Below are 24,620 nucleotides of genomic sequence, written 5' to 3' on the forward strand. Positions count from 1 at the left end.
TGAGAACCCCGGCCGGGCGCAGGAGCGTGACGACCCGAGCACGGACGACCCGAGCACGGACGACCCGAGCCGGACGACCGCCGCTCCCCCGGCGGTCGCCCTGCTCGTCGGCTCAGCTCTGGTAGACCTCCAGGGTCGACAGTTGCCCGGCCGGCCAGCCGGTGTTGCCGGTGACCGTGATGCGCACGTACCGGGTCTGTGCGGCTGTGAAGGTGATGCTCACCTGGTTGCCGGTGGCCGGGTTGAAGGTCCGCCCCGCCGAGCCGGCCAGTGTGCTGAAGCTGCCGCCGTCGGTGCTGCCCTGCACGGCCAGGGTCTGCGTGCGGCTGGCCCAGGCGGTGGCCGGGGGCAGCTTGAGCGCCACCCGCCCGACCGTGCGCGTCGCACCGAGGTCGACCTGGACCCACTGCGGGAACGCACTGTTGGCGCTCTCCCAGTAGCTGTTCGGGTCGCCGTCGACCACGTTGCCCGACCCGTAGCTCTGGACGTGGCTGCTCTCGCTGGTGGGTCGACCCCGGGCGAGGTCCGCGTTGGTCGGTGCGTCCGTCGTCACGGTGACCGTGTTGGACGCGCCGGACGTGTTGCCGGCGGCGTCGCGCGCGGTGACCGTGAAGGTGTACGCGGTGGACGGGTTGAGCCCGCTCACGGTCGCCGTGGTGCCCGTGACGGTGGCGACGACAGTGCCACCCTGGCGCACCTGGTAACCGGTCACGCCGGTGTCGTCGGTCGACGCCGTCCACGCCAGCGACACGCTGGTCGAGGTCTTGCCGGTGACCGTCAGGCCGCTCGGCGCGGTCGGTGGGTTGTCCGGTGTGGTGGTGGCCGCGTACACCTCGACCTGGGCGAGTTGGGCGGCCGGCCAGCCGGTGTTGCCGCTGATGCTGAGGCGGACGTAGCGGGCGGTGGTGGTCGTCAGCGTGCGGGTGACGGTGTTGCCGGTGGCCGGGTCGAAGGCAAACGCGGAGGCCCCGGCGATGGTGGTGAAGGAGCTGCCGTCGACGCTGCCCTGCACGGTGATGGTCTGGGTGCGCGCGCCCCATCCGGCGGGCAGCCGTAGCACCAGTCGGTTGACCTGGTGACTGGCGCCGAGGTCGACCTGCCACCAGTGTGGGAAGGCGCCGCCGCTGCTCTCCCAGTAGCTGCCGACGTTCGAGTCCACCGCGTTCGACGCCGGGAACCCGCCGCCCTGGCTGCTCGCCGAGGTGGGCCGGCCGGCGGCCAGGTTCCCGCCGGTCGGTGGCGGCGTGCCGATCATCGGCGGCGTGGGACGGACCGCGGTGAGCGCCAGCTGCCCTTTGAGCATCCGACCGCCGTCGGCCGTGATCCGCAGGTAGTAGTCGGAGGAGCAGGCCACGCCGTCCTCGTCCAGGGCGCGGATGTTCGCGCCGGCCGGGGTGGTGGCCTGGGTCTCGGAGGTCTTCGCGATCTGGTTGCCCTCGTTGTACTCGTCGTACATGGACACGTAGAGGCCCTGGGAGCCAAGTCGGATCATGTTGTAGATGTGCCGCCAGTAGAAGTCGCCGTGCTTGCGGTGACCACCGGCGAGGTCACCGGGCATCACGCAGGGCAGGTAGTCGATGCCGCGTGCCGCGCAGTCGGCCATGTCGCCGACGTTGACGTTGTTGTAGTACGAGTCGAGTTCCTCCACCGTCCTGGCCCGGTAGACCATCCACGGCGAGATCGCGTTGAACGCGTGGTAGACGTCGAGGAAGCCCGGACGGGAGTCCTCGATGCCCTGCCGCCACCAGGTGGGCACGCCACCGACGACGTAGCAGCCCTGCGCCTTGAACCAGTTGATGACCTCCAGGCAGGGCCCGGGGGTGAACGGTCGGCTGGGCTCGCTGAAACCGAAGCCCCAGATGCACACGACCGGCTTGCCGTTCTGCCGGGCGTACGCGGAGGACGCGACGTGTGCCGACATCTTCGTCGTCCAGTCGGTCTTGATGTCCGACTGGAAGCTCAACCAGTCGGTGACGTCGTACATGATGTAGAACTTGCGGCCGTAGCGCTCGGCGGCGGAGCGGACCTTCTGCGTCATCGCGTCGCGGGTCGGGCCCTCGTCACCCGTCGGGTTGAACCGCTGCAACGCGGCGGTGTCGCAGCCATACTCCTGCATCCACCGGAAGTGGGTGTCCACCGTCTGCTGGTCGTAGGAGGAGAACAGGGTGGCCGGCTGGCCGTTGCCCAGGTTGGGGTACGCGGTGGGATAGGTGCGCGTGTACTCGCGCATGTCCGGCCAGGACACGATGGTGGTGTTGGCGGGCGAGGGCGGCTGGAAACGGTCGCGGCTCCAGTGCCACCAACCGCCGATCGGCGCCGAGTCACCGGGGGCGCTGAACCAGCCCTGGTAGCCGACCGTCACCTTGCCGACCACGTCCCCGGGAGGACTGGCGGCGGAGGCGGGGCTGGCCAGGGTGGTGAGCAGCTCGGTGCTGGAGGCGGCGGCGAGGGCGGACCCCGCCATCACGGACGTGACGAACCTGCGGCGGGAGACCGCCATGACGACCACTCCTTCGGGACGGAAGGCATTGACGGTCATCGTGGCAGCAGCCGATGCCAGCCCGCAAGAGTTAGACTGATCGATGAAATTCCAGATCAGATGACGGGAATTTCACGCTGGGTCATTAGTGGGTCAGTGCCTGGTCCAGGGCGCGCACCGGGGACAGGATCCGGCTGCCGGCCTGCCAACGGCGGGCGTCGCGCACCGTCATCCGTACGCCCTCGGTGAAGCCGAGCTTCGGCCGCCAACCGAGCAGCTCGCGCGCCTTCCTGGTGTCCAGCGCCATGTTGCGCACCTCGCCCGGCCAGGGCAACGGCTCGTAGCGGGCCGTGTTGTCGACACCGGACGCCTCCCGGACGGTGTCGTACACGTCGTTGATGCTCGTCTGCTGGCCGGAACCGATGTTGACCATCCCCACCCCGCTGTGGTGGCAGGCGACGGCCACCGCCTCGGCGACGTCGCTGACGTGGATGAAGTCCCGGGTCTGTGTGCCGTCGTCGTAGATCACCGCTTGGCGGCCGCCGAGCAGGGCATCCACCATCAGGGACACGACGCCGTAGTCGCCGCCGTCCTGCCGGGACCCGTAGACATTGCCGAAGACCATCGACGTGTACGACAGGCCGTGCTGGCGTCCGTACCAGTCGAGATAGTGCACGCCGGCGGCCTTGCTGATGCCGTACGGGTCCACCGGTGCGATCGGGTGGTCCTCGCGGACCGGCAGGTCGTGGGCGGGGACGCTGCCGAAGATGGCGCTGCCGGCCGCATTGACCACCAGTCGTACGCCGCTGCGGGCGCACGCGTCCAGCACGTTGGCGGTGCCGAAGACGTTCACGTCGGCGTCGTACAGCGGTGAGCGGCGACCCACCGGAGCGTTCGCCTGCGCGGCGAGGTGCACCACGACGTCCGGCTGCCACTGGTGGATGACCTCGACGCCCTCCGGCGTACGGATGTCACCGGAGACGACGTCCGCATCGGTCAGACCGCCGCACACGGCGTCCGCCAGATTCTCGAACCGGCCGGTGGAGAAGTTGTCGAGCACCCGGACCTGGCTGCCCATCAGCATCAGCCGGGCGACCACGTGGCTACCGATGAAGCCGGCACCTCCCGTGACCAGAACACGCCGGGGCGTCAGGTCGGTCGCCGGGTCGGCGCCGACGGCAGTAACTGGCAGGTCCACCTGGAACTCCTTGGACGACAGAGCCTGTCGGCCCGCTTCGCACACCAAGACGGCCAGGCACGACAGTAACCCACCAAATAACCACGAAAGAGACTTTTCGCCTAATGCACCCGAGTGGACATGAGGGTTCGTCGCGGCCACGGTCGGCCGGCAGCGTTCCCGCGCGGATTGGATCCGTTGACCGTTCCACAGCCGACGGGGCCGGAGCCACGCCGGCTCCGGCCCCGTCGGTACACCCGAGACCCTTACGAAGTCGGGTACTCCGCGAGGTAGACCGGCGCGCCCACCTTGGTCATGTCGGCCGCCTCGCCGACGCCGTTGACCACGTGGTCGATCGTGCCGGCGCTGAGGTTGACGGTCATGACGTGGTGCAGCTTCACGCCCGGCTGGTTCGGCACCTCGAAGCCGTTCTCGGTGTGGATCGACGGGTTGTTCTGGTTGAAGACGTACACCCCGCCGCCGTGCAGGGTGTGGTGACGCACCCGGTCACCGACCTTGTACCCGGCCCAGCCCTCGACCGCGCCGTTCATCCAGTCGGCCTGCGTCGGCGGGTCGTACGGCAGCTCGTTCTGGTAAAGGATCGTGGTGCCGTGCTCGCCGTTCCAGACCGTGTTGTAGCGCTGGAAGTGCTCGACGAACAGACCGGTCGCGGTCACGTGGTCGCCGTTGATGACGGCGCCGTAGCGACCGGTGTTCGTGCGCCAGCGGTCGGTGTCACCGTTGACGCCCTCGGTGAAGCCCTCGACGCCGTGGTCACCGCGCCAGACCCAGGTGTGGTCGATGAGCACGTTGTCGCTGTTGACCTCCAGCGCGGTGTTCGTCCGGCCGATGTGCGGGCCGCCGACCCGGAAGTACACGTCGGACAGCGTGGTCGGGTTGTGCGGGCTGCTGGCGTTGTGGCCGTGCTGGCGGCCCACCCGCAGCAGGACCGGCGACTCGACGAGACCGGCGTCGATCGTGACACCGGCGACGATCACGCCGGGGACACCGGCGACGTCGAGCGGGATGGCGCCGTTCACCGCGGTGAGCGTCGCGTGGCCGATTCCGAGCACCACGGTGCCGGGCCGCCGCACCTCGATGCTGCGGGCGATGTCGTACGTGCCGGGGGTGAGCAGCAGGTGCTTCCCGCGCGCGAGTTGGGCGTTGATGACGCGTACCGGGTCGGACGGCTTGGCGACGAAGAAATCGTCGATCCCGATCGTCCGTCCCGGCGTCATGTCGTCGGCCCAGGAGACTCCCCGGCTGTCGCGCTGCGCGGCGGGAACCCGCACGTTGTAGCGACCCTTGCCGTCGACGAAGAGGTACGGCTTCTCCCGGCTCAGCGGGGTGGTCTCCAGGGTGGTGTACGGCGGGTCGGGGAACGTGGCGTCGTCCGGCGCGCCCTCGACGCCCGCGAAGACCTGGTTCCACACCGCGTTGGACCAGCTGCCGACCTCACTGTTGCGGGTCAGCCACTGCTGTTGCGAGCCGTTGGTGGTGGCCGGCAGCCGCGAGTCGGCGATGAAGCCGCCGCTGGCGAACTGCGGGCCGGCCGTGCAGTAGTCCATCAGCGACAGACCGCCGCCGTTGATGTTCAACCGGCGCATCGACACCGCCTGGGACACCGCCCAGAAGTTCGCCGTCGACCGGCAACCGTCCTGGCCGGAGGCGTTGATGGTGAGCGACAGGTTGGACAGGGTGCGCCAGAAGTTGACCAGCGCGAGGCAGTTGCCGGTGCCGCCGTCGGCCAGGCAACGGTTGTAGACCTCGAGCTTGCCGTTCACCGTGACGTCGGTGGGCGAGGCACCCAGACCGGACACCTCGGTGTAGTAGCCGACCTTGGCCTGCAACGGCTGCTCGGCCGTGCCGTACGTGCCCGGCTTGAACAGGTAGGCGTGCCGCTCGGTGCCCATCTCGTTGTCGACCTGCCGGGCGTGGGCCGCGTCCAGGGTCTGCTGGATCTCGGCGACCGGCATGCCCGGGTCGAAGATCGTCACGTTGGGGCCGAAGTCCGGTGCGCCGTGGGTCGGGCGACCGGCGGTGGCGGCGGTGCTGGTCACGGTGACGGCGGTGGTCACCAGCAGAGCAAGGGTGAGGGTACGTAGGGACGGGCTTGTCATGTAGTTCGTCCTCTCCGCTGGCCGGAGATGCTTCCGGCGCAGCTGGGGGCGGTGAGAGCGCTCTCTGACCCCTGCCGCCGGAGTTGAGCCGGACCAGAAGGGGGTTGACATCTTTCTACCCGTTAATCCGGCCGCCCGCCATGACCACGGACGGCGAACTTGGCGCCGGTACCGGTCGGTCCATTTCGGAGTCCGGATACGGCGAGGCCCGCCCTCCTGAGGAGGGCGGGCCGCCACGATGGTGTGAGAGGTCAGCGCACCCGGCGCCGGCCGTAGGCACCGGCGACGATCGCCACGCCGACAGCGGCGAAGACGACCTGCAGGATCAGCTCGATCCAGTCGATCCCGCTGGTGTCGTCGACACCGAGGGCACCGGCGACGAGGGTGCCGAGGATCGCCGCGACCACACCGATGAGCAGGGTCAGCCAGATCGGGATGTTCTGCTTGCCCGGCACCACCAGCCGGCCCAGCACGCCGATGATCAGACCGATGATGATGGCGGCGAAGAAGCCGGTAATTTCCACGGAAGTCGTCCTTTGCGAGGGGAATGTCGTCGGCCTTTGATTGCCCCGGGCAACGAGCCGCGAAACAGCCTCTGGATCTTCAATCTTGCGGTCGGCTTCAGGCCGCCTTACCGGCGTTAGGATGACCGCCGTGCAGTTCGGGGTGCTCGGGCCGCTCGCCGTGACCACGGACGCCGGCGAGCCGGTGGTGGTGCCCGGCACGAAGGTACGCGCGCTGCTGGCCGACCTGCTGGTCAACCGCAATCAGGTGGTCTCGGCGGACCGCCTCATCGACGATCTGTGGGGCGAGGACTGCCCCGCCAACCCCGCTGGCGCCCTCCAGGTGCGGGTGTCCCAGTTGCGCAAGGCGCTCAACGACGCCGAGCCGGGTGCCCGCGAGCTGGTCGAGTCCCGGCCGCCGGGCTATCTGCTGCGGGTCGACGCGGTCGACGTCGCCCGGTTCGACGAGCTGGCACGGTGCACCGACGTCGAGCGGTTGACCGATGCCCTCGCGTTGTGGCGCGGCGAGGCGTACGCCGACGTGGCCGATGCCGAGTTCGTCCGCGCGGAGGCCACCCGCCTCGCCGAGCAGCGCCTCGCCGTCCACGAACGGTTGGCCGAGGCCCGGCTGGCCCGGGGTGAACACGACCTGGTCGCCGCCGACCTCGCCGAGCTGGTCACCCGGCATCCGCTGCGTGAGGGCCTGCGGGCGGTGCAGCTCCGCGCGTTGTACGCGGCCGGCCGCCAGTCTGAGGCCTTGGACAGCTACGCCGACCTGCGGGAGCGGCTCGCCGAGGAGCTGGGCCTCGACCCCGGCCCCGAGCTGGTCGCCCTGCACCGCAGGATCCTCGAACAGGACGCCGCCCTCAACGCCCCGCCGAAGGCCGCGGTCATCCGCACCAGCCTTCCCGCCCCGCTCGACGAGCTGGTCGGGCGGGCCGAGGCGCTGGCCGAGTTGGGCGAGCTGCTGTCCCGGCAGCGGTTGGTGACGCTGGTCGGGCCGGGTGGCGTCGGCAAGACCAGACTGGCCGTCGAGACGGCCCGCGCGCAGTCCCTTCCCGACGGAGTCCAGCTGGTCGAGCTGGCCCCGCTGCCCGCCGGTGACGCGCTCGTCGCCGAGCAGGTGCTCGCCGCTCTGGGCAGCTACGAGGCGGCCGGCACGAGCATGTCCCCCGCCGACCGGCTGGTGGCGACCCTGCGGCACCGACACCTGCTGCTCGTGCTGGACAACTGCGAACACGTCATCGACCCGGTCGCCGAGCTGGTCGCCCGGCTGCTGCGCGAGGTGCCCGGGCTGCGGGTGCTGGCCACCAGCAGGGAGCCACTCGGGCTGACCGGTGAACTGCTCTGGGAGGTACCCCCACTGCCCGTGCCGGATGACGGTGACCTGGGCACGGTCCGGCGCTCGGCGGCGGCCCGGTTGTTCGCCGCCCGCGCCGCCGCGCAGCAGCGCGGGTTCCGCCTCGACGGGCAGAGCGCCGCCGCGGTCGCGCAGCTCTGCCGCCGCCTCGACGGCCTGCCGCTCGCGCTGGAGCTGGCCGCGACCCGGGTGCGCGCGCTGGGCGTGCGCGGTGTGGTGGAACGGCTCGACGACCGCTTCCGGCTGCTCACCACCCAGCAGCGGGACGTGCCACCCCGGCAGCGGACGCTGACCGCGGTGATCGGTTGGAGCTGGGACCTCCTCGACGAGACCGACCGGATGGTGCTGGCCCGGCTGGCGGTGTTCCGGGACGGCTGCACCCCGGAGGCCGCCGAGTACGTCTGCGGGACCGACCTGGACACCCTCGCCCGGCTGGTGGACCGGTCGCTGGTGGTGCTCGACGACTCCGGCGCCAACCCGCGCTACCGGCTGCTCGAATCGGTCGCGGCGTTCTGCCTGGACCGACTGACCGACGCCGACGCCGTGCGCACCCGGCACGCCACCTACTACACGGAGCTGGCCGAGCGCGCCGACCCGGAGCTGCGCGGGGCCGACCAGCAGCGGTGGCTGGCGCTGCTGGACGCCGAGATGGCGAACCTGCGATCCGCGCTGGTGCACGGCGGAGGGCTGCGCCTGGCGGTCGCGCTGAGCTGGTACTGGCACCTGCGCGGCCGGCTCACCGAGGCGCGGCGAGCCCTGGCCGTGCCGGGCGACCCGGAACAGGAGACCCGGGCGGCCCCCTGGCGGGTCGGGTTCGCCCTGTCGCAGGGCGAGGCGACCGAGCCGGACGACGTACGCGCCGCGGTGGCCGCCGACCCGGGCGGCCACGCCGCGTGGTTCGCGGCCAACGCGGTGATCGAGCACGGCGACCTGGCCCTGGCGGCGGAGCTGCTGCCCACCGCCACCGTCGACAGGTGGACCGAGGCCGCGGTGCTCACCTCCCTGGCCCACATCGCGCACGCCAACGGTGACCAGGCCACCCTGGAGGACACCGCGACCCGCAGCGCCGCGCTCTTCGCCGACCTCGGCGACCGGTGGGGCCGGCTCCGCGCCACCGAGTGGGTGGGTGGCCTGGCCGACATGCGCGGCGAGCACGAGCGCGCCGCCGCGCTGCACCGCGAGGGGCTGCGCTGGGCCGAGGAGCTGGCGCTGTGGCCGCAGGTCTGCGCAGAGCTGTCCTGGCTGGCCTGGCTCGCCGTGCAGACCCGCGACTACGCCCAGGGTCGGGAACTGGCCGAACGCGCGTACGCCCTGGCGGTCGAGCAGGGCTCGCCCGGTGCGCTGGTCTTCGCGGAGATGAGCCTCGGGCTGGCCGCCCGCCGCGATGGCAAGCTCGACCTGGCCGTTACCCACCTCAGCCACCTCGCCGACCTGGGCCGGGGCGAGAGTCAACCCGCGCTCTACCTGCCGATGGTCCTGGTGGAGCTGGGCTACGCCCTCGAGCAGGGCGGTGACCCGGATGCCGCGCTGGCCCTGCACATCGAGGCGTTCGAGGCCGCCGAGGCGATGACCACGATGCGCGACGCGGTCGGCCCCCTGGAGGGGATGGCCGCGGCGGTCCGCTCCCCCGAGGTGGCCGCCCGATTGCTGGGCGCCGCTGCCGCTGCCCGACTAGCCACGCAGTCCCCCGCCGCGCCGGCCGAACGCGACGACACCGACCGGACGACCGAACGCCTGCGGGCCGCACTCGGGCCGCAGCGGTTCGACGCGCTGCTCGCCGAGGGCGCGAAGCTGAGCCCGAGCGAGGCCCGGGCTCAGCTCTGATCTGGTCAGGCCGGCGTCTTCGGCGCGTACGAGGCGACGATCACGCCGCTCTTGTGCACCCGGGTGTCGACCAGGTCGAACGAGGCCTTGAAGTCGGTCAGCGGCACCGTCAGGTTGGCGCCGCCCTCCAGCACCGGGTGGATCCAGAACCGGACCTCGTCCACCAGGCCCGCCCGGATCAGCTGCGCGGTGACCGAGCCGAAGCCGTACTGGATGATGTTCCTGCCCTCCTGGGCCTTGAGCGCGCTGACCGCCTCGACCAGGTCGCCCTGGAGCACCTCCGTGTTGTTCCAGGTGGGGTCGGTCAGGGTGGTCGAGGCGACGTACTTCTTGACGTTGTTGAAGTACGCGGCGCCGGTGGTCGGGTCGCTCTCGTCCCTGGTCGGCCAGGCGGCGGACATGCCGTCGTAGGTGGCTCGGCCCATCAGCATCGCGTCGGCCTCGGTGGTCTGCGCCCCGGCGAGGCTGGCGGCCTCCTCGTCGAAGTACGGCATGGTCCACATGGGGTTCTCGATGACGCCGTCGAGGGTGATGTAGGTCGAGTTGATGAGCTTGCGCATCGGGATCTCCTGGTTGTCTGTCGTGCTCTCCGGTGACACCCAGAACTCTGCCAATGCCCGCTTACGATTCGCTTCAGGTGCCCTTACCGGCGTCCCCGGCCGCGCCTGGAGCCGCTTGCGCCAGCGGGTCGGTCAGCGGGATGGGCAGCGCCTGCGTGGCCACCGTGCCGCCGCCGGTCGAGTGCGCCGGCGCGGGGCGATCGCCGGTGCGGCTGTGCAGGCGTCCGTGCCCCGCCGGCCCGGCACGCCGGGTCACCTCGACGGTCACCATCCGCACCGGCAAGGGCGGCACGGTGAAACGCCCGACACCCCACCGCACCCAGATCGGAATCCGGCCGGCGTCCGCCTCCGCGCGCAACTTCTGCACCGTACGGGCCCGGTCGGTGTGGTCGACCTCCACGACGACCGGCGGGCCGTCCGGGCGGGCACACGCCACGTCCAGGACCGAGTGCCGTTGCTCCAGCGGCGGCGGCAACGGCAGCACGCTGGGGGCGCGCCGGTAGACCCGCCAGCCCTGGGCCTCGGCCCACCCCACCACCGAGTCGATCACCCGCGCGGTGACCTCGTCGGCGCTCAGGTCGACGAAGGTCAGGTCCGCCAGAGCGCGACCGAGGTCGGACGCCAACCGCTCGCCCTGCGCCGTGACCTCCACCGGCGCAGGATAACGCCTCAGCCGACGGTGGTCGTGGCCGCGGCGAGGTGCCGGGTCAGCCAGGCGGTGGTGGCCGTACGCGCCGCCTCGGCGTTGGCGCGCTTCAGGAAGTCGTGCCCCTCGCCGGCGAGCACCAGGTGCCCGTGCGGCACGTCCCGGGCGGCGAGGGCCTGCGCCACCTGCGCCGACTCGCCCGCCGGCACGTTGGTGTCGTTGGCGCCGTGGATGAGCATCACCGGCACGTCGAGCCGGTCGAGGTGGGTCATCGGCGAGAGGTCACGCAGCAGTTCCGCGTCGCGCTGCGGGTCGCCGTACTTGCTGACGGCGGCGGCGGCGATCCACGGCTCGGTGCCGGCGTAGAAGGTGTGGAAGTCGGAGATCCCGCACTCGGCGACCCCGGCGGCGAACAGCCCGGGGAAGTTCACCAGCACGGCGAGGACCAGGTAACCACCGTAGGAACGGCCCAGACAGCCGAGCTGGCCGGGCCGGGCGACGCCGCTGTCGACGAGGAAGTCCGCGCAGGCCGCCACGTCGGCGATCGCGCCGTACCGGCCGGCGAGGTTGTCGGCCGCGACGAAGGACCGGCCGAAGCCGGACGAGCCGCGCACGTTCGGCGCGAACACGGCGATGCCCTGCGCGACGAGAGCCTGGAACAACGGGTTGTAGCAGGGACGCTCCTGCGCCTCCGGGCCCCCGTGCAGACTGATGGCGGTCGGCCAGGGACCCGGCCCGACCGGGCGGTAGAGCCAGCCGGAGAGCGGCAACCCGTCGCGGGCACGCAGGTCGACGAGGTGCGGCGCGACCCCGCCGTCGCCGGTACGCGCCACACCGGTGTCCGGCCGCAGCGGGCGCAGCGCCCCGCACGTCGGGTCCACCAGCCAGACCTCCCGAGGCTGCACCGGCCCCTGCGCGGTGACGCAGAGCAGGTCACCGTCGGCGGCGAAGACGGCGTCGTCGAGCACCTCGCCCGGTGCCACCACGGCCCGCTGCACGCCGCTGGCGAGGTCGAGCAGGCTCATCTCACTGCGGCCACCGTAGGTGTTCCACAGCAGCGCGACCCGCCGCCCGTCGGCGCTCGGCACGGCCTGCTCCAACTCGGCGTCCGGTCGTCCGGCGAGCCGGGTCGGCGGCTGCTCCGGTCGGGTCAGGTCGACCCGCAGCAGCGCGGCGAGTTCCGAGAACGCGTCGGTGCGGGCCAGCACGCTGGTCCCGTCCGGGCCGAACCAGCCCTGGTCGGTGCTGCCCTGGCCGGTGTCCGGGAACAGTCGCCGTCGGACGCCTGTCGCCACGTCGAGCAGTTCCAGCCAGCGCGCGTTGCGCGGGCCGCGGCGCAGCAGGGCGATGCCGACGTCCGGAGCGACGTCCAGGAGCGTGAGCAGGTCACCCTCGGCGAGCACCCGCCGGTGCCCGGTGCCCGCGTCGACCAGGACGGCCCGGGCGTGCTCGTCGGTCTCGGTGATCATCAGGACCGCGCCCTCGGGCAGCCAGCCGGCCAACGCGGCGCTGCGACGGCCGAACCCGGCGACCTGGCGGCGTCGTGACCCGTCCGGGCGCAGCACCCACAGCTCGGTGCGGGGAGCGCCGCCGGGGGCGACGACGCAGGCCAGCCACTGCCCGTCCGGGGACCAGCTCAGCGCGAGCACCGGGTCGTCGCCGGTGGGCAGCGCGACAGCCTCGGCGGCGTCGACATCGCGGACCCAGACGCCCGGCGCGCCGGCCCGGTCGGAGAGGAACGCCACCCGGCGACCGTCGGGGGACGGCGCGGGCGCGTGGTCCTCGCCGGGAGGCAGCGGCGGTGCCGGCCGGTGCCCGACGGGTCGGGCCCGCCGGGCGGTGCGCGGCACCTCGGTCCGTACGCTCATCTAAACCCCGATCCGCTGCAACCAGAGCTCCAGCAACCCGAGCTGCCAGAGTGCGTTGGAACCCAGCGTGGTCCGCCGGGCATTGGGCGCGTCCAGCAACTCCTCCAGGTAGTCCTTGCGGAACAGGCCCCGCTCGCGGGCCGGCCGGGCGGTCAGCGCGTCGCGCACGTCGTCGAGCAGCGGGCCGGAGAGGTGCCGGATGGCGGGCACCGGAAAGTAGCCCTTCGGCCGGTCGATCACCGCGTCCGGGACGATGCCCCGGCTCGCCGCCTTCAGCACGCCCTTGCCGCCCTGCGCCAGCTTCATCCCGGGTGGGCAGGCGGCGGCCAACTCGACGACCTCGTGGTCGAGGAACGGCACCCGGGCCTCCAGCCCCCAGGCCATCGTCATGTTGTCCACCCGCTTGACCGGGTCGTCGACCAGCATCACCAGGCTGTCCTGCCGCAGGGCCGCGTCCAGCGCGGTGTCCGCGCCCGGTGCGGCGAAGTGGGCGGCCACGAACTCCAGGCTCGCGTCGTGGTCGAGCATCCACTCGGGCGCCAGGTGCCCGCCGAGCGCGTCGTGGCGACGGTCGAAGAACACCCGGGCGTACGCCTCGACGGCGTCCGCCCGGGCCACGTTGGCCATCGGCGGGTACCAGTCGTAGCCGGCCAGGATCTCGTCGGCGCCCTGCCCGGACTGGACCACAGTGATCCGCTGCGAGACCTCCTCGGACAGCAGGTGGAACGCGACGCAGTCGTGGCTGACCATCGGCTCGCTCATCGCGGCGATGGCGTCGTGCACGGCGGGGACGAACCGGCTCGCGCCGATGCGGATCTGGTGGTGGTCGGTGCCGAAGTGACGGGCCACCAGATCGGAGTAGTGGAACTCGTCCCCGCTCTCCCCCGCCGCCGCCTCGAAGCCGATGCTGAAGGTGGCCAGCCCGGTCTGGCCCTGCTCGGCCAGCAGGGCGACGATCAGGCTGGAGTCGAGGCCACCGGAGAGCAGTACGCCGACCGGCACGTCGGCGACCATCCGTCGGCGTACGGCGGTGCGCAACGCCGCCATGAGCCGTTCCTGCCACTCGTCGGCGGACATCGGATCGGCCGCGGCCCGGGTGAACTGCGGCCGCCAGTACAGCGTGTCGGTGCTCCGGCCGGATGCGGTGATCACCCGCACGGTCGCCGGTGGGAGCTTGCGCACCCCGGCGAGGATCGTGCGCGGCGGGGGCACCACCGAGTGGAAGCTCATGTAGTGGTGCAGCGCCACCGGGTCGAGGTCGGTGTCCACGTCACCGGCGGCGAGCAACGCCGGCAGGGTGGAGGCGAAGCGGACCCGCCCCGGCCCCTCGGCCAGGTAGAGCGGCTTGATGCCGAGCCGGTCGCGGGCCAGCACCAGGGTGTGCGTGGCCATCTCCACCAGGGCGAACGCGAACATCCCGTAGAACCGTTCGACGCAGGCCGTCCCCCACCGGTGGTACGCCTTGAGGATCACCTCGGTGTCCGAGGTGGACCGGAAGGAGTAACCGGCGGCGATCAGCTCGTCGCGCAGCTCCCGGTAGTTGTAGATGCAGCCGTTGAAGACGACGGCCAGACCCAGCTCGTCGTCGACCATCGGCTGGGCGCCCGCGTCCGAGAGGTCGATGATGCGCAGCCGTCGGTGCACCAGGGCCGCCGGCCCCTGCTGCCACCGGCCCTCACCGTCCGGGCCACGGGAGGCCAGGGCGGGGAGCATCCGCTCGACGGCCGCCATGTCGGGTGGCGTCCCGTCGAAGCGGAACTCGCCTCCGATACCGCACATGCCACGCACCTCTGTTCGGCTCGGGTCCGCTCGGGCCGCTGACGGGTCCAGGCTTGGCGGACCGGGTTGCGTCCCGATGACGGGCGGGTCAAGCGTGGGTTACACCGACGGCCGTTCGTCTCCACCGAGCAGCCAGGTGTCCTTGGACCCGCCGCCTCGCGACGAGTTGACGATCATGCTGCCGGCCGGCGCGACCCGGGTCAGCGCCACCGGCGCGACCTCGGCGGTGTCGCCGAGGAACACGAAGGCCCGCAGGTCGACGTGACGGGGGGCGAGAGCCGTGCCGTCGAAGACCGGGTGGGTGGTCAACGCGATCATCTCCTGGGCGATCCACCGGTGCGGGGCCGCGAGGATCTGCTCCCGGACGGCGTCCAGCTCCTCCGCCTCGGCCCGGGGGCCGATCACCACCCGGTCGCCGCCGTACCCGTCGACCGGTTTGAGCACCAGCTCGTCGAGCCGGCCCAGCACCTCGGCCCGCTGCTCGGGCAGCCCGCACAGGTACGTCGGCACGTCCCCCAGCAGAGCCTTCTCGCCCAGGTAGTACTCGATCAGCCGGGGCACGTACGCGTACAGCGCCTTGTCGTCGCCGACACCGTTGCCCAGCGCGTTGGCCAACGTGAGCCGCCCGGCGTGCACCGCGGCGAGCAGCGGCCAGCCCAGCGGCACCCCGTCGGCGCCCGGCGCGTGCAGCAGCGCCTCCTCGTCCATCCGCAGGTAGATCACGTCCACCTCGCGGCGGCAGCCCTCGCGGACCAGCCGGACCCGGCCGTCCTCCACCAGCAGGTCGTTGGTCTCGGTCAGGGGCACGCCCATCTCGTCGGCGAGCAGCCGGTGCTCGAACCACGCGGGATCACCGGGACCGCTGCTGAGCACCACCACGGCGGGATCGTCGGCAGCCGCAGGCGCGGCGGCGACCAGCGCCCGGTACAGCATCGCCGGTGTCTCGTCGGCGGGCAGCAGATCGGCCGGCACCGGCAGCTCCGGCAGCACCGCCTGTGTCAACCGGCGGTTCTGCACCGCGTAGCCGATGCCGGAGGGCACCCGCAGGTTGTCCTCCAGCACGTACCAGCCGCCATCCGGGTCCCGGACGAGATCGGTGCCGGACACCTGGGCGCGGGTTCCCCTCCGGCCCATCAGCGCCCCGGTCGGGCGCAGACCGGGCGAGGATTCCACCACCCATGCCGGCACGACGCCGTCGGCCACCACGGCCCGGTCCGCGTAGACGTCGGCCAGGAACGCGTCGAGGGCGCGGGCGCGCTGCACCAGGCCGGTGCGCAGGGTCCGCCAGTCGGCGGCGGGCACGACGCGCGGCACCAGGTCGACGGGGAAGAGCCGGGTGCTCGCCTCGCCGGCGACACTGAACGTCACACCGCGGGCCCGCTGCTCCTCGTCCCGGTCGTTCTCCCGTTGACGCAGGCCGCCGGCGCCGAGGCCGCGCAGGGCGGCCAGCAACGGACGGTACGCGGGCTCCGGCCCGCCGGGCCCGAAGACCTCGTCGGACGAGTCGGTGTACGTGGGAAGGACGGGCAGCGGCGACACTCCGGGCAGTGGCCCCCGGATCCGGCCCCGGGTCTCGTCGAGGAGCAGGTCGACCACGTCGGCCAACCGGCCGCGCCGCTCGTACGCCCGCCGCTGCCGCGCGGCGGAGCTGCCGCGTTCCAGCCCGTGACGGGTCAGCTCGCTGACCTGCTCCCAGTCACCGGTCGCCTCCAACTGCGGACGCAGGTCGGTCACCAGGCGGCGGACCGCCTCGGCGGCCGGCACCGGCCGGGCCGAGCGGGGCAGGTCGAGCAGGTCACCCTCCAGCCCGGACCGGGCCGCCCGCCACACGGCGGCGCGCAGCACCGGTGGTCGTACGCCGGTGCGCTCGACCCCGGCGCGCAGCGCCGCGACCTCCCGCCGGACGAGCGCCCGGAACAGGCCGGTGAGCAGGACGATTGTCTCCACGTCGGAGTTGGCGTCGGTGATCCGCAGCTCCACTGTGGGCACGTGGGCCGACGGCCGGACGTCGAAATAGATCATGGCGGGGTCGGTGATGGTCTCGGAGGAGATCAGCTCGGCGACCAGAGCCTCGTGGTCCGCGGCGCTGGTCACCTCGCCCGGGTCCCCCGCCGTGGGCCAGCGTTGCCAGACCAGCGACCGGACGCTGGCGTAACCACTGTCCTGACCCATCCAGTACGGCGAGCTGGTGGAGAGGGCGAGCAGGACCGGCAGCCACGGCTGGACCCGGCGGGTGACGGCCACCGCGAGATCCCGGTCGGACACCCCGACGTGCACCTGCGCGCCGCAGATCAACTGCTCCCGGGCGAGCAACTGGTATTCGTCGAGCATCCGCCGGTAGCGGGAGGTGGGGGTGACGCTCGGGTCCCCGTCGGCGCGCAGCGGCACCGTACCGGCCGCCACGATGCCCAGCCCGGCCCGGTCCGCGACCCGGACGGCGAGCTGACGCAGCCTGGTCAGCTCGTCGCGGATCTCGTCGAGGGTGCGACAGACCGCGGTGTTGGTCTCCACCACGCTGCGGTGCAGTTCCGCGGTGAACGAGGTCGCCGGCAGCCGGTCGAGCAGTTCCCCGGCCCGGGGCACCAGCTCGCGGGTGTGCAGGTCGACGACGTGGAACTCCTCCTCCACGCCGATCGTGGCCAGGTCCGCCGGGTCACCGTCGTCCAGCGACGCGACCGGGTTTGTGCGGGGCGTGGGCAGCGTCCGGCCGTTGCCGGACCGGCCCATCGACCCGTCGAACGTCGGCACGTTCGTGGTGTTGTCGGCCATGGTCACCCCGGTTCGCGTGTCGGTGGTCTCGGCTGTCCGACGAGCGTTCCCAGGGTTGGTACCGGGGGTGTTTCCAGCGCGTTAAGGTGACGCGCCGTTCTGGCCGGGCTGCTCAGCGACGCGCAGCACGCTCCTGCCGGGTCGACGGGCATGGTGATGTCGGGGTATCCCGTCGATCCGGATACCCCGACATCAGTGAACGCGTGTCGATCACGGCCTGGGAGCGGCCGGGATCACCTCATGTTGGCGACCACGAACGGCGCGTGGCCGTGCAGGTAGTTGTTCCACCCGCCGGTGACCGGCGCGCCGGGGCTGAGCAGGTTGGTGGTGTCGGTGCCGACGTCGAGCTTCCACGCGGTCCAGGAGATGCCGTTGGTCTTCATCCAGTCGATCCAGGACTGCGCCTCCGGCAGGCAGGATCGGCCGTCCAGGCCACCGTCGGCGTGGCTGGCGCCCCACTCCGTCACGAACAGCGCCAGGCCGGCGCGGATCGCCGCATCGCCCTTGGCCCGCAGCGACGCGCCGTGCGTGCACGAGTAGAAGTGCAGCGTGTACATCAGGTTGGTGCCGGTGACCGGGCTGGCCGCCGCGACGTCCACGTCCTGCGACCAGGTCGGGGTGCCGAGCACGACGATGTTGTCCGGGTCGGCGGCGCGGATCGCGGAGACCACCGCCTGGTGGTACGGCTTGATGACGTTGGTCCAGCTCACCTGCAACGGCTCGTTGTAGGGCTCCCAGATGACGTTGGGCAGGTGACCGTAGCGGCGGGCCAGGTCCCCGAAGAACGCCACCGCCTGGGACTGGTTGTTCTGCGCCTCGTGGGCGTGCCAGTCGACGATCACGTACACACCGGCGGTGACCGCGTTGTTGATGATGGTCTCCACCTGTGCACGCGCCTTGGCCGGGTCACTGAGGTACGCGCCCGCCGGCTCCACGCCCATCGCCGCGCGGATCACCTGGAGGTTCCAGTTGTCCCGCATCCAGGTCAGCGCGGAGACGTTCTCGGCGTACGGGGCGGTTTCCCAGTTGAGCCACATGCTGCTGATGCCGCGCAGCTGCACCCGTGCGCCGGTCTTGTCGCACATCGTCGTGCCGCAGACCCGCAGCTGCCCGTACCGCTCGACCGGGGTGCCGGTGGTCGGCGGCGGGGTCGTGGGCGGTGGGGTCGTCGGGGGCGGCGTGGTCGGGGGTGGGCCGCCGGCGCACGACGCGCCGTTCACCGTGCAGTTGACCGGGGTGCCGGAGCCGTTGACGAGGAAACCGAACGACGTGGAGGCGCCCGCGGCGAGGGTGCCGTTCCAGGACACGTTGGTGAAGGTGTAGCGGCTGCCGGAGGTCGACTGCTGCGCGTTCCACGACTGGCTGACGGTCGAGGAGGACGGCAGGTCGAACTCGACCCGCCAGCTGGTGATCTGTGTGGAGGTGTCGTTGGTGACGGTGATCTGCCCCTGGTAGCCGTTGCCCCAGTTGTTCGTCACGGAGAACACGGCGGTCGCCGCGCTGGCCGGGGTGGCGGTGATGGCCACCCCACCGGCCAGCAGGCCGGCGACGGCCAGGGTCGTGACAAGTCTCAGTGCGCGCATGCGGAACCCGCTTCGGATCGACGGTGGTGGTCTGAGGCGGGGCGGCGCCTTCGCGCACAATATCGATCAATGCCAATGGGGGCAAGGCGCTCAGGCCGCTGGGCGTACCCGGTAGGTCAGGTGGGTGACGCCGTGACCCTCGACGACGCTGAACGGGCCGTCCAGCTGAAGTGGCGCGATCTTCAGGTCGGCGAAGAGCGGGATGCCGGTGCCGAGCAGGACCGGGACGAGGTTGACGTGCACCTCGTCGAGCAGGCCGGCCTCGACGACCTGGGCGGCGATGGTGCCACCGTTGACGCCGACGTCCTTGTCGCCAGCGATCGCCTTCGCCCGGGCGATGGCGCTCTCGATGCCGTCGGTGACGAAGACGAAGGAGTCGTTCTCGGGTGCCCAGCCCTCGGGAACGTTGTGCGTGACCACCACGACGGGCACGTCCAACGGATGCCGGCCACCCCACCCGCTGGTGATGTCGAAGAGCCTCCGGCCGACGACGAGCGCGCCGGTCCGCTCGGTGAGAGCCCGCAGATGCCGGGCACTCGCGGCGGACGTCCGAAAGGTCAGCTCGGGGTTGGCCGTCGGCGTCTCGACGTCACCGTTCTCGTACCACTGGAAGAGGTACTCGAAGCCGCCGTGGGACGCGTCCGCGATGTAGCCGTCCAACGACATCGTCGCCTCGGTCGTCACCTTCGTCATCGATCCACTCCTTGTCCGTGCCGTGTCGGCTCATCGGCGAGACCGGGTGCCCGGCCCTCAACCTATGGTCGAAGCTGACGTGAGCATCCTCGACACGTCCGGCGAGATTTTCGCGGCGCGTCGACTGTCGTAGCGTGGGGCGCATGCGAACCACCACGCTGGGCAGCGCAGGTCCCGAGGTCGGCGTCATCGGCCTCGGGTGCATGGGCATGAGCCACGGATACGACATCAGCGGCCCCCGCGACGACGACACCTCGATCTCGGTCATCCACCAAGCGCTCGACCTGGGCGCCACCCTGATCGACACGTCCGACGTGTACGGGCCGTACACCAACGAGGAACTGGTCGGGCGGGCGCTGGCCGGCGGCCACCGGGAGCGAGCCGTCCTGGCGACGAAGGTCGGCCTGGTGGCGACCTCCCCCACCGGCGGTCCCGGCAACTCGCCGAAGATCGGCAACAACGGCCGTCCGGAGCACATCCGCGCGGCGATCGACGAGAGCCTGCGCCGGCTCGGCACCGACCACGTCGACCTCTACCAGTTGCACCGCGTCGACCCGGAGGTGCCCATCGAGGACTCCTGGGGCGCGATGGCGGAGGTCGTGGCGGCGGGCAAGGCCCGGCAGATCGGGCTGTCCGAGGTGACGGTGGCCCAGATCAAGCGAGCCCAGGCGGTGCACCCGGTGGCGTCGGTGCAGTCCGAGTTGTCGCTGTGGACCCGCGACCCGCTGGCTGAGGTGCTGCCGTACTGCGCCGAGCAGGGCATCGCCTTCCTGCCGTTCTCCCCGCTCGGTCGCGGTTTCCTCGCCGGCCGGTTCACCTCGTTCGACGACCTGCCCGCCGACGACTTCCGTCGTGGCCTGCCGCGTTTCCAGCAGGACGCGCTGCGCGCCAACCTCGCCATCGTCGCCCGGGTCCGGGAGATCGCGGACCGGGCCGGCGTCACGTCCGCGCAGGTCGCGCTCGCCTGGGTGGTCGCCCAGGGTGACCAGGTCATTCCGATCCCCGGCACCAAGACCCCGAAGTACCTGGCGGACAACTGCGCCGCCGGCGACGTCCGGCTCGGCGCCGAGGACCTGGCCGACCTGGACGCCCTGCCCGCACCCGAGGGCGGTCGCTACTGACAGCCCGGCGGCCCGGCTCCACTCAGCCGGGCCGCCGGACCGCCACGGGCGGGCCGAACCTGACCCCGACACCGGGCGAGTAGAGCACGCTGACCGGCGGGCCGACCGGTGCCGGCAGCCCGGCGGCGGCAACCAACTCGTCGTCGAGGTGCAGCACCTCGGCCCGGTGCAGCGGCCAGCGCGGGTGCCAGTTCGGCAGGTGCAGCGTGCGCCCGTACGCCCGGGTGTGCAGCCCCCAGCGGGCGGTGACGAAATGCTCAAGGGGCGTCGGGTCGTCGACCTGCTCCCCCACCCGCACCACCATCCGGCTCGTCGTGCCCGCCGGGCCCGGCCAGCGTCGCCGGCACCGGTAGGTGAGGCGGTCACCGTCGCGGTCCATCCGCATCGACGACCAGAGGTACGGCAGCCGCAGCGTCGCCCGTGCCACCAGCACCGGCACCAGGCGGGACGCGTCGAGCGACCGGAACACGACGGCCCGCCGGCCGAGGTCGTCGACCGAGTAGAGCCGGACGTTGGTCTCCCAGAAGGTGCCGAAGTACGGCACACCGGGGCCCCGCCCGAAGCCCAGCCCCACCATCCGGAAGCCGATCAGCCCGACGTGGCTGACGCCGTCCAGCGTGTCCGGACGGGTTCCGGCCGGCAGCAGCGGTGCGACGAGCGCCGGGTCGACGGCCCAGTGCAGGAAGGTGAGGTCCTCCCAGCGCTGGCCCAGGACGGCCCAGGGGAACGACTGCCGGGGCGAGTGGTCGACCGGTTCGGGGTGCACGCTCTCATCCTCGCCCACGCGGTGGGCCGGCGTGGTCTCAGGCGTGCGGACCGACACTGACGGTGCCGATGGTCAGCGACGCCTTGCCCTCCAGGATCTCGCCGATGCGTTCGGCCTCCTCCGCCAGCTCCCGTTGCCGGGCGGCGTCGAGCGTCCGCAACGGCTCGACAGTGACGTGGATCGAGCGGCCGGAGCGGCGTTGATGCCACACCCCGGCGACCACCCCGTCCATCAGCAGCACCGGATAGTTGCCGGCCTGGCCACCGGCGAGCGCACGCTCCGCGGCGGGACCGGGGAAGAGCCGTTCGCGGGGGTGGCAGCCGACCGCGTACGCGTCGAAGTAGGGCAGCAGTCGCAGCCCGGACGGCCGGTCGTCGGGGAACTCGGTGTCGTCGGCGGCCACCCAGGCCCGGGTGCCCTCCACTGTCACCTCGGCCAGGTCGAGCGAGTCGAACAGCGACGTCGCCCACCCCGGGGGCACCGCCATCCACCGGGCGAACTGTGCCGGGGTGGCCGGCCCGTACGCGTGCAGGTAACTGCGGACGAGTGCGGCCAGGGCGGCGGGACCGGGCATCGGCGCGAAGTCGGGCAGCCACCGGGCCGGGCTGGTGTACGTGCTGACCCGACCGCGATTCGGGCCGAAGCAGATCACTCCGCCCCGGGTGGCGGCGGTCATCGCGGCGATCCACCGGGGCCATTTGTCCTGGAACGCCTCCATGACCAGGTCACCCGCCCACGGGCCGGTGCGGGCGACGATCTCCTCGGTCAGCTCGGCGGTGGTCAGGTCGGCCTCGGCAACCGCCTCGGCGATGGCCGCGAGGACCTGCTCGGTCTGCCGGGGTGTCAGCAGGACCGCACTGCGCTCCCACGAGGGGGTCGGCAACGCGGTCAGCGCGCCGACCCACATCGGCAGGTCCGCTGCGGCGAGCAGGTGCACGGTGCCGCGCGGCCCACGGGTCTTGACCAGCGTGCGGTCCGTCCACAAAGCCCGGCGCACCAGGGCGCGGGTCGCGCCCGGCACCCGCAGCCCGATGGACAGCTCGGCGGCGGATGCGATCTGGGCGTGCGCGCCGCAGATCGTCGACACCACGTCGGCGACGCGTCCGGCGTCCGGTGCCGCCTCCGGTGCCGCGTCCACCACCGGTGTGCCGAGCCGGTGCCGCTGTAGGCGTCGAGCGGACACCTGCGCCCAGCTCAGGTCGGTCATCGCAGGCCCTTGAAGAACGCGCGGATGTCCGCCGCGTGCGCCAGCGGCTCGTCCATGGCCACGAAGTGGCTGCCCGGGTTGCCCTGCGGCCAGTGGACGATGGTGTTGTCCCGTTCGGCGAGGCGGCGCATCAGCGCGGACCCGCCGCCGTACACACCGGACGGCACCCGCCGCTGGCCGGTGGGCCAGGCGAATCCGCCGTCGTCGGCGACGGTGAGTCGCTCGTACATGGGCCACGACGACGTTCCCGACGTGCCGGTGAACCAGTAGAGGCTCACGTTGGTGAGCAGGTGGTCCCGGTCGATGGCCTGCTCCGGCGTCGGCACCGTCATGGTGAACTCCTTGAACTTCTGCATCATCCAGGCCAGCAGCCCGACCGGCGAGTCGTTCCAGGCGTACGAGAACGTCTGCGGCGCCGCTCGCAGCAGGGCGTGATGGTCCACGCCACCGCTCATCCACTGCTGCATCTGCTCCCACTCGGCGCGTTCCGTCGCGCTCATCTCCGGCACGTCGGCGGCGGTCGGAAAGCCGAACCCACCGTCGATGTGTACGCCGACCACCCGCTCCGGCGCCACCGCCGCCACCCGCGGCGCGACGTACGCACCGAGGTCCCCGCCCTGGGTGCCGTAGCGGCGGTAGCCGAGGTTGGCCATCAGCTCGGCCCACATCCGGGCGAGCCGGTCGATCGTGAACCCGGCCGGCGGCGCCTGCGAGAAACCGTAGCCGGGCACCGACGGCACCACGAGGTGAAACGCCTGCGTGGGATCCGCGCCGTGGGCGCGCGGGTCGGTCAGCGGGCCGATCAGCTCGGTGAACTCGACCACGGAGTTCGGCCAGCCGTGTGTCAGCAGCAACGGCAGCGCGTCCGGCTCCGGCGAGCGGACCTGCAGCAGGTGCACGTCCAAGCCGTCGATCTCGGTGACGAACTGGGGCAGGTCGTTGAGCCGCGCCTCGTGCGCCCGCCAGTCGTAACCGTTCGCCCAGTGTTCGGTCAGCTCGCGGAGGTAGTCCACCGGCACCCCGCGGCTCCAGCCGGTGCCGGGCAACGAGCGGGGCCACCGGGTGCGGGCGAGCCGGTCACTCAGGTCGTCCAGGTCCGACTGCGGTATGTCGATGCGAAATGGCGTCATGCCGGAAACGCTACGAGCCATATAGGACAGGTTCTGTCACACATCGCTGGCAAGCTGAGGTCATGTCCGACACCCCCGCCCGACTGCTGGGCCTGCTGTCGCTGTTGCAGACGCCGCGCGAGTGGCCCGGCAGCGAACTCGCCACCCGGCTCGGCGTCAGCCTGCGCACCATTCGCCGCGACGTGGAGCGACTGCGCGACCTCGGCTACCCGGTGCAGGCGACGATGGGGGCGATCGGCGGTTACCGCCTGGTGGCCGGCAAGGCGATGCCTCCGCTGTTGCTCGACGACGACGAGGCGGTGGCAATCGCTGTCGGTCTGCGCACCGCCGCCGGTCATGCGGTGGCCGGCATCGAAGAAGCCTCGGTACGGGCGCTGACAAAGCTCGAGCAGGTGCTGCCGTCCCGGCTGCGGCACCGCGTCAGCGCGCTCGGGGCGGCCACCGAACCGCTGCTCACCTGGGCGGGACCGACTGTCGACCCGGCGCACCTCAGCGCGCTGGCCGGCGCCGTCAACAACCGGGAGCAACTGCGGTTCACCTACCGCCGTCGCGACGGCGTGGACACCGAACGGCTCGTCGAGCCGTACAAGCTGGTGTCGGCGGGTCGGCGCTGGTATCTGGTGGGCTACGACAACGACCGCGACGACTGGCGGATCTTCCGGGTCGACCGGATCACCGACCTGCGGCACACCCGGACCCGGGTCGCCGCCCGGCAACTGCCGGCGTCGGACGCCGCCTCGTTCATGACGGAGAAGCTGCTTGAGCTGACGCCCGTCTACCGGGCGGTGGTGACGCTGTACGCGCCGGTCGAGCGGATGGCGGGCCCGCTCGGCGGCGCCGGCGTCGATCTGGAGCCGATCGACGCGACCTCCTGCCTGTTGCGCAGCAACGCCGACACGCTGGAGTGGCTGGCGTGGCGCCTGCTGACTCTCGGTTGCGACGTGGAGGTGCACGAGCCGCCGGAGTTGATCGCGCACCTGCGGCAGCTCGGGGTCCGAGCCACCCGCGCCGCCAGCCCATCCACAGCGTAGGACG

General features: G+C 71.9%; 17 protein-coding genes. 3 read left to right on the forward strand and 14 right to left on the reverse strand.

What is annotated here, in order from left to right; genetic code table 11:
* Window positions 1–112: 112 nt before the first annotated feature.
* From KBX34_RS03930 to KBX34_RS03945, 4 genes are all read right to left on the reverse strand, one after another.
* Entirely contained in the window at window positions 113–2,500 is a 2,388-nt protein-coding gene (locus KBX34_RS03930; RefSeq protein WP_210923292.1) for a discoidin domain-containing protein, read from the reverse strand.
* Window positions 2,501–2,624: 124 nt separating this feature from the next.
* Window positions 2,625–3,677 (reverse strand): NAD-dependent epimerase/dehydratase family protein, encoded by a 1,053-nt coding sequence (locus KBX34_RS03935; RefSeq protein WP_210923294.1) that lies wholly within the window; start codon window positions 3,675–3,677, stop codon window positions 2,625–2,627.
* Between the two features lie 245 nt (window positions 3,678–3,922).
* Window positions 3,923–5,776, reverse strand: coding sequence for an adenylyl cyclase (locus KBX34_RS03940; RefSeq protein WP_210923295.1), 1,854 nt, complete (start codon window positions 5,774–5,776; stop codon window positions 3,923–3,925).
* Between the two features lie 251 nt (window positions 5,777–6,027).
* Window positions 6,028–6,300 (reverse strand): GlsB/YeaQ/YmgE family stress response membrane protein, encoded by a 273-nt coding sequence (locus KBX34_RS03945; RefSeq protein WP_210790049.1) that lies wholly within the window; start codon window positions 6,298–6,300, stop codon window positions 6,028–6,030.
* A gap of 121 nt (window positions 6,301–6,421) precedes the next feature.
* Between KBX34_RS03945 and KBX34_RS03950 the strand changes: the two genes are divergently transcribed.
* Complete coding sequence (locus KBX34_RS03950) at window positions 6,422–9,463, forward strand: BTAD domain-containing putative transcriptional regulator (RefSeq protein WP_247671420.1); 3,042 nt, start codon at window positions 6,422–6,424, stop codon at window positions 9,461–9,463.
* 5 nt (window positions 9,464–9,468) lie between these two features.
* Here KBX34_RS03950 and KBX34_RS03955 read toward each other — a convergent pair whose 3' ends face one another.
* The 7 genes from KBX34_RS03955 to KBX34_RS03985 all read right to left on the reverse strand — a co-directional run bounded on the left by KBX34_RS03955 (window position 9,469) and on the right by KBX34_RS03985 (window position 19,361).
* Window positions 9,469–10,023: a dihydrofolate reductase family protein gene (locus KBX34_RS03955; RefSeq protein ID WP_210790051.1), complete on the reverse strand. Its 555-nt coding sequence runs from the start codon at window positions 10,021–10,023 to the stop codon at window positions 9,469–9,471.
* A gap of 73 nt (window positions 10,024–10,096) precedes the next feature.
* Window positions 10,097–10,675 (reverse strand): hypothetical protein, encoded by a 579-nt coding sequence (locus KBX34_RS03960; RefSeq protein WP_210790053.1) that lies wholly within the window; start codon window positions 10,673–10,675, stop codon window positions 10,097–10,099.
* A gap of 17 nt (window positions 10,676–10,692) precedes the next feature.
* A complete protein-coding gene (locus tag KBX34_RS03965; protein ID WP_210923297.1) occupies window positions 10,693–12,537 on the reverse strand; it encodes a prolyl oligopeptidase family serine peptidase in 1,845 nt (614 codons plus the stop codon).
* A complete protein-coding gene (locus KBX34_RS03970) occupies window positions 12,538–14,316 on the reverse strand; it encodes an N-acetylglutaminylglutamine amidotransferase (protein WP_210923299.1) in 1,779 nt (592 codons plus the stop codon).
* Window positions 14,317–14,415: 99 nt separating this feature from the next.
* Window positions 14,416–17,085, reverse strand: a complete 2,670-nt coding sequence (locus tag KBX34_RS03975; protein ID WP_210923302.1) for a carboxylate--amine ligase/circularly permuted type 2 ATP-grasp protein — start codon at window positions 17,083–17,085, stop codon at window positions 14,416–14,418.
* 233 nt (window positions 17,086–17,318) lie between these two features.
* Window positions 17,319–18,668, reverse strand: a complete 1,350-nt coding sequence (locus KBX34_RS03980; RefSeq protein WP_210923304.1) for a cellulase family glycosylhydrolase — start codon at window positions 18,666–18,668, stop codon at window positions 17,319–17,321.
* Window positions 18,669–18,758: 90 nt separating this feature from the next.
* Window positions 18,759–19,361, reverse strand: coding sequence for a dihydrofolate reductase family protein (locus KBX34_RS03985; RefSeq protein WP_210923306.1), 603 nt, complete (start codon window positions 19,359–19,361; stop codon window positions 18,759–18,761).
* Between the two features lie 143 nt (window positions 19,362–19,504).
* On the opposite strand from KBX34_RS03985, the gene KBX34_RS03990 reads away from it, so the two are divergent.
* Complete coding sequence (locus KBX34_RS03990) at window positions 19,505–20,482, forward strand: aldo/keto reductase (RefSeq protein WP_210923308.1); 978 nt, start codon at window positions 19,505–19,507, stop codon at window positions 20,480–20,482.
* A gap of 22 nt (window positions 20,483–20,504) precedes the next feature.
* On the opposite strand, the gene KBX34_RS03995 is transcribed toward KBX34_RS03990, so the two are convergent.
* From KBX34_RS03995 to KBX34_RS04005, 3 genes are read right to left on the reverse strand one after another with little or no spacing between them, the layout of a single operon-like run.
* Window positions 20,505–21,248, reverse strand: a complete 744-nt coding sequence (locus KBX34_RS03995) for a YqjF family protein (RefSeq protein ID WP_210923316.1) — start codon at window positions 21,246–21,248, stop codon at window positions 20,505–20,507.
* Between the two features lie 37 nt (window positions 21,249–21,285).
* Window positions 21,286–22,455, reverse strand: a complete 1,170-nt coding sequence (locus tag KBX34_RS04000; RefSeq protein ID WP_210923318.1) for a winged helix DNA-binding domain-containing protein — start codon at window positions 22,453–22,455, stop codon at window positions 21,286–21,288.
* A complete protein-coding gene (locus tag KBX34_RS04005; protein WP_210923320.1) occupies window positions 22,452–23,585 on the reverse strand; it encodes an epoxide hydrolase family protein in 1,134 nt (377 codons plus the stop codon). Before KBX34_RS04005 ends, KBX34_RS04000 begins: the two co-directional genes overlap by 4 nt.
* Before the next feature lie 62 nt (window positions 23,586–23,647).
* On the opposite strand from KBX34_RS04005, the gene KBX34_RS04010 reads away from it, so the two are divergent.
* Entirely contained in the window at window positions 23,648–24,616 is a 969-nt protein-coding gene (locus KBX34_RS04010) for a YafY family protein (protein WP_210923322.1), read from the forward strand.
* Window positions 24,617–24,620: the final 4 nt, after the last annotated feature.

It is taken from the genome of Micromonospora sp. M61 (genome assembly GCF_018070245.1).
Lineage (GTDB): Bacteria > Actinomycetota > Actinomycetes > Mycobacteriales > Micromonosporaceae > Micromonospora > Micromonospora zamorensis.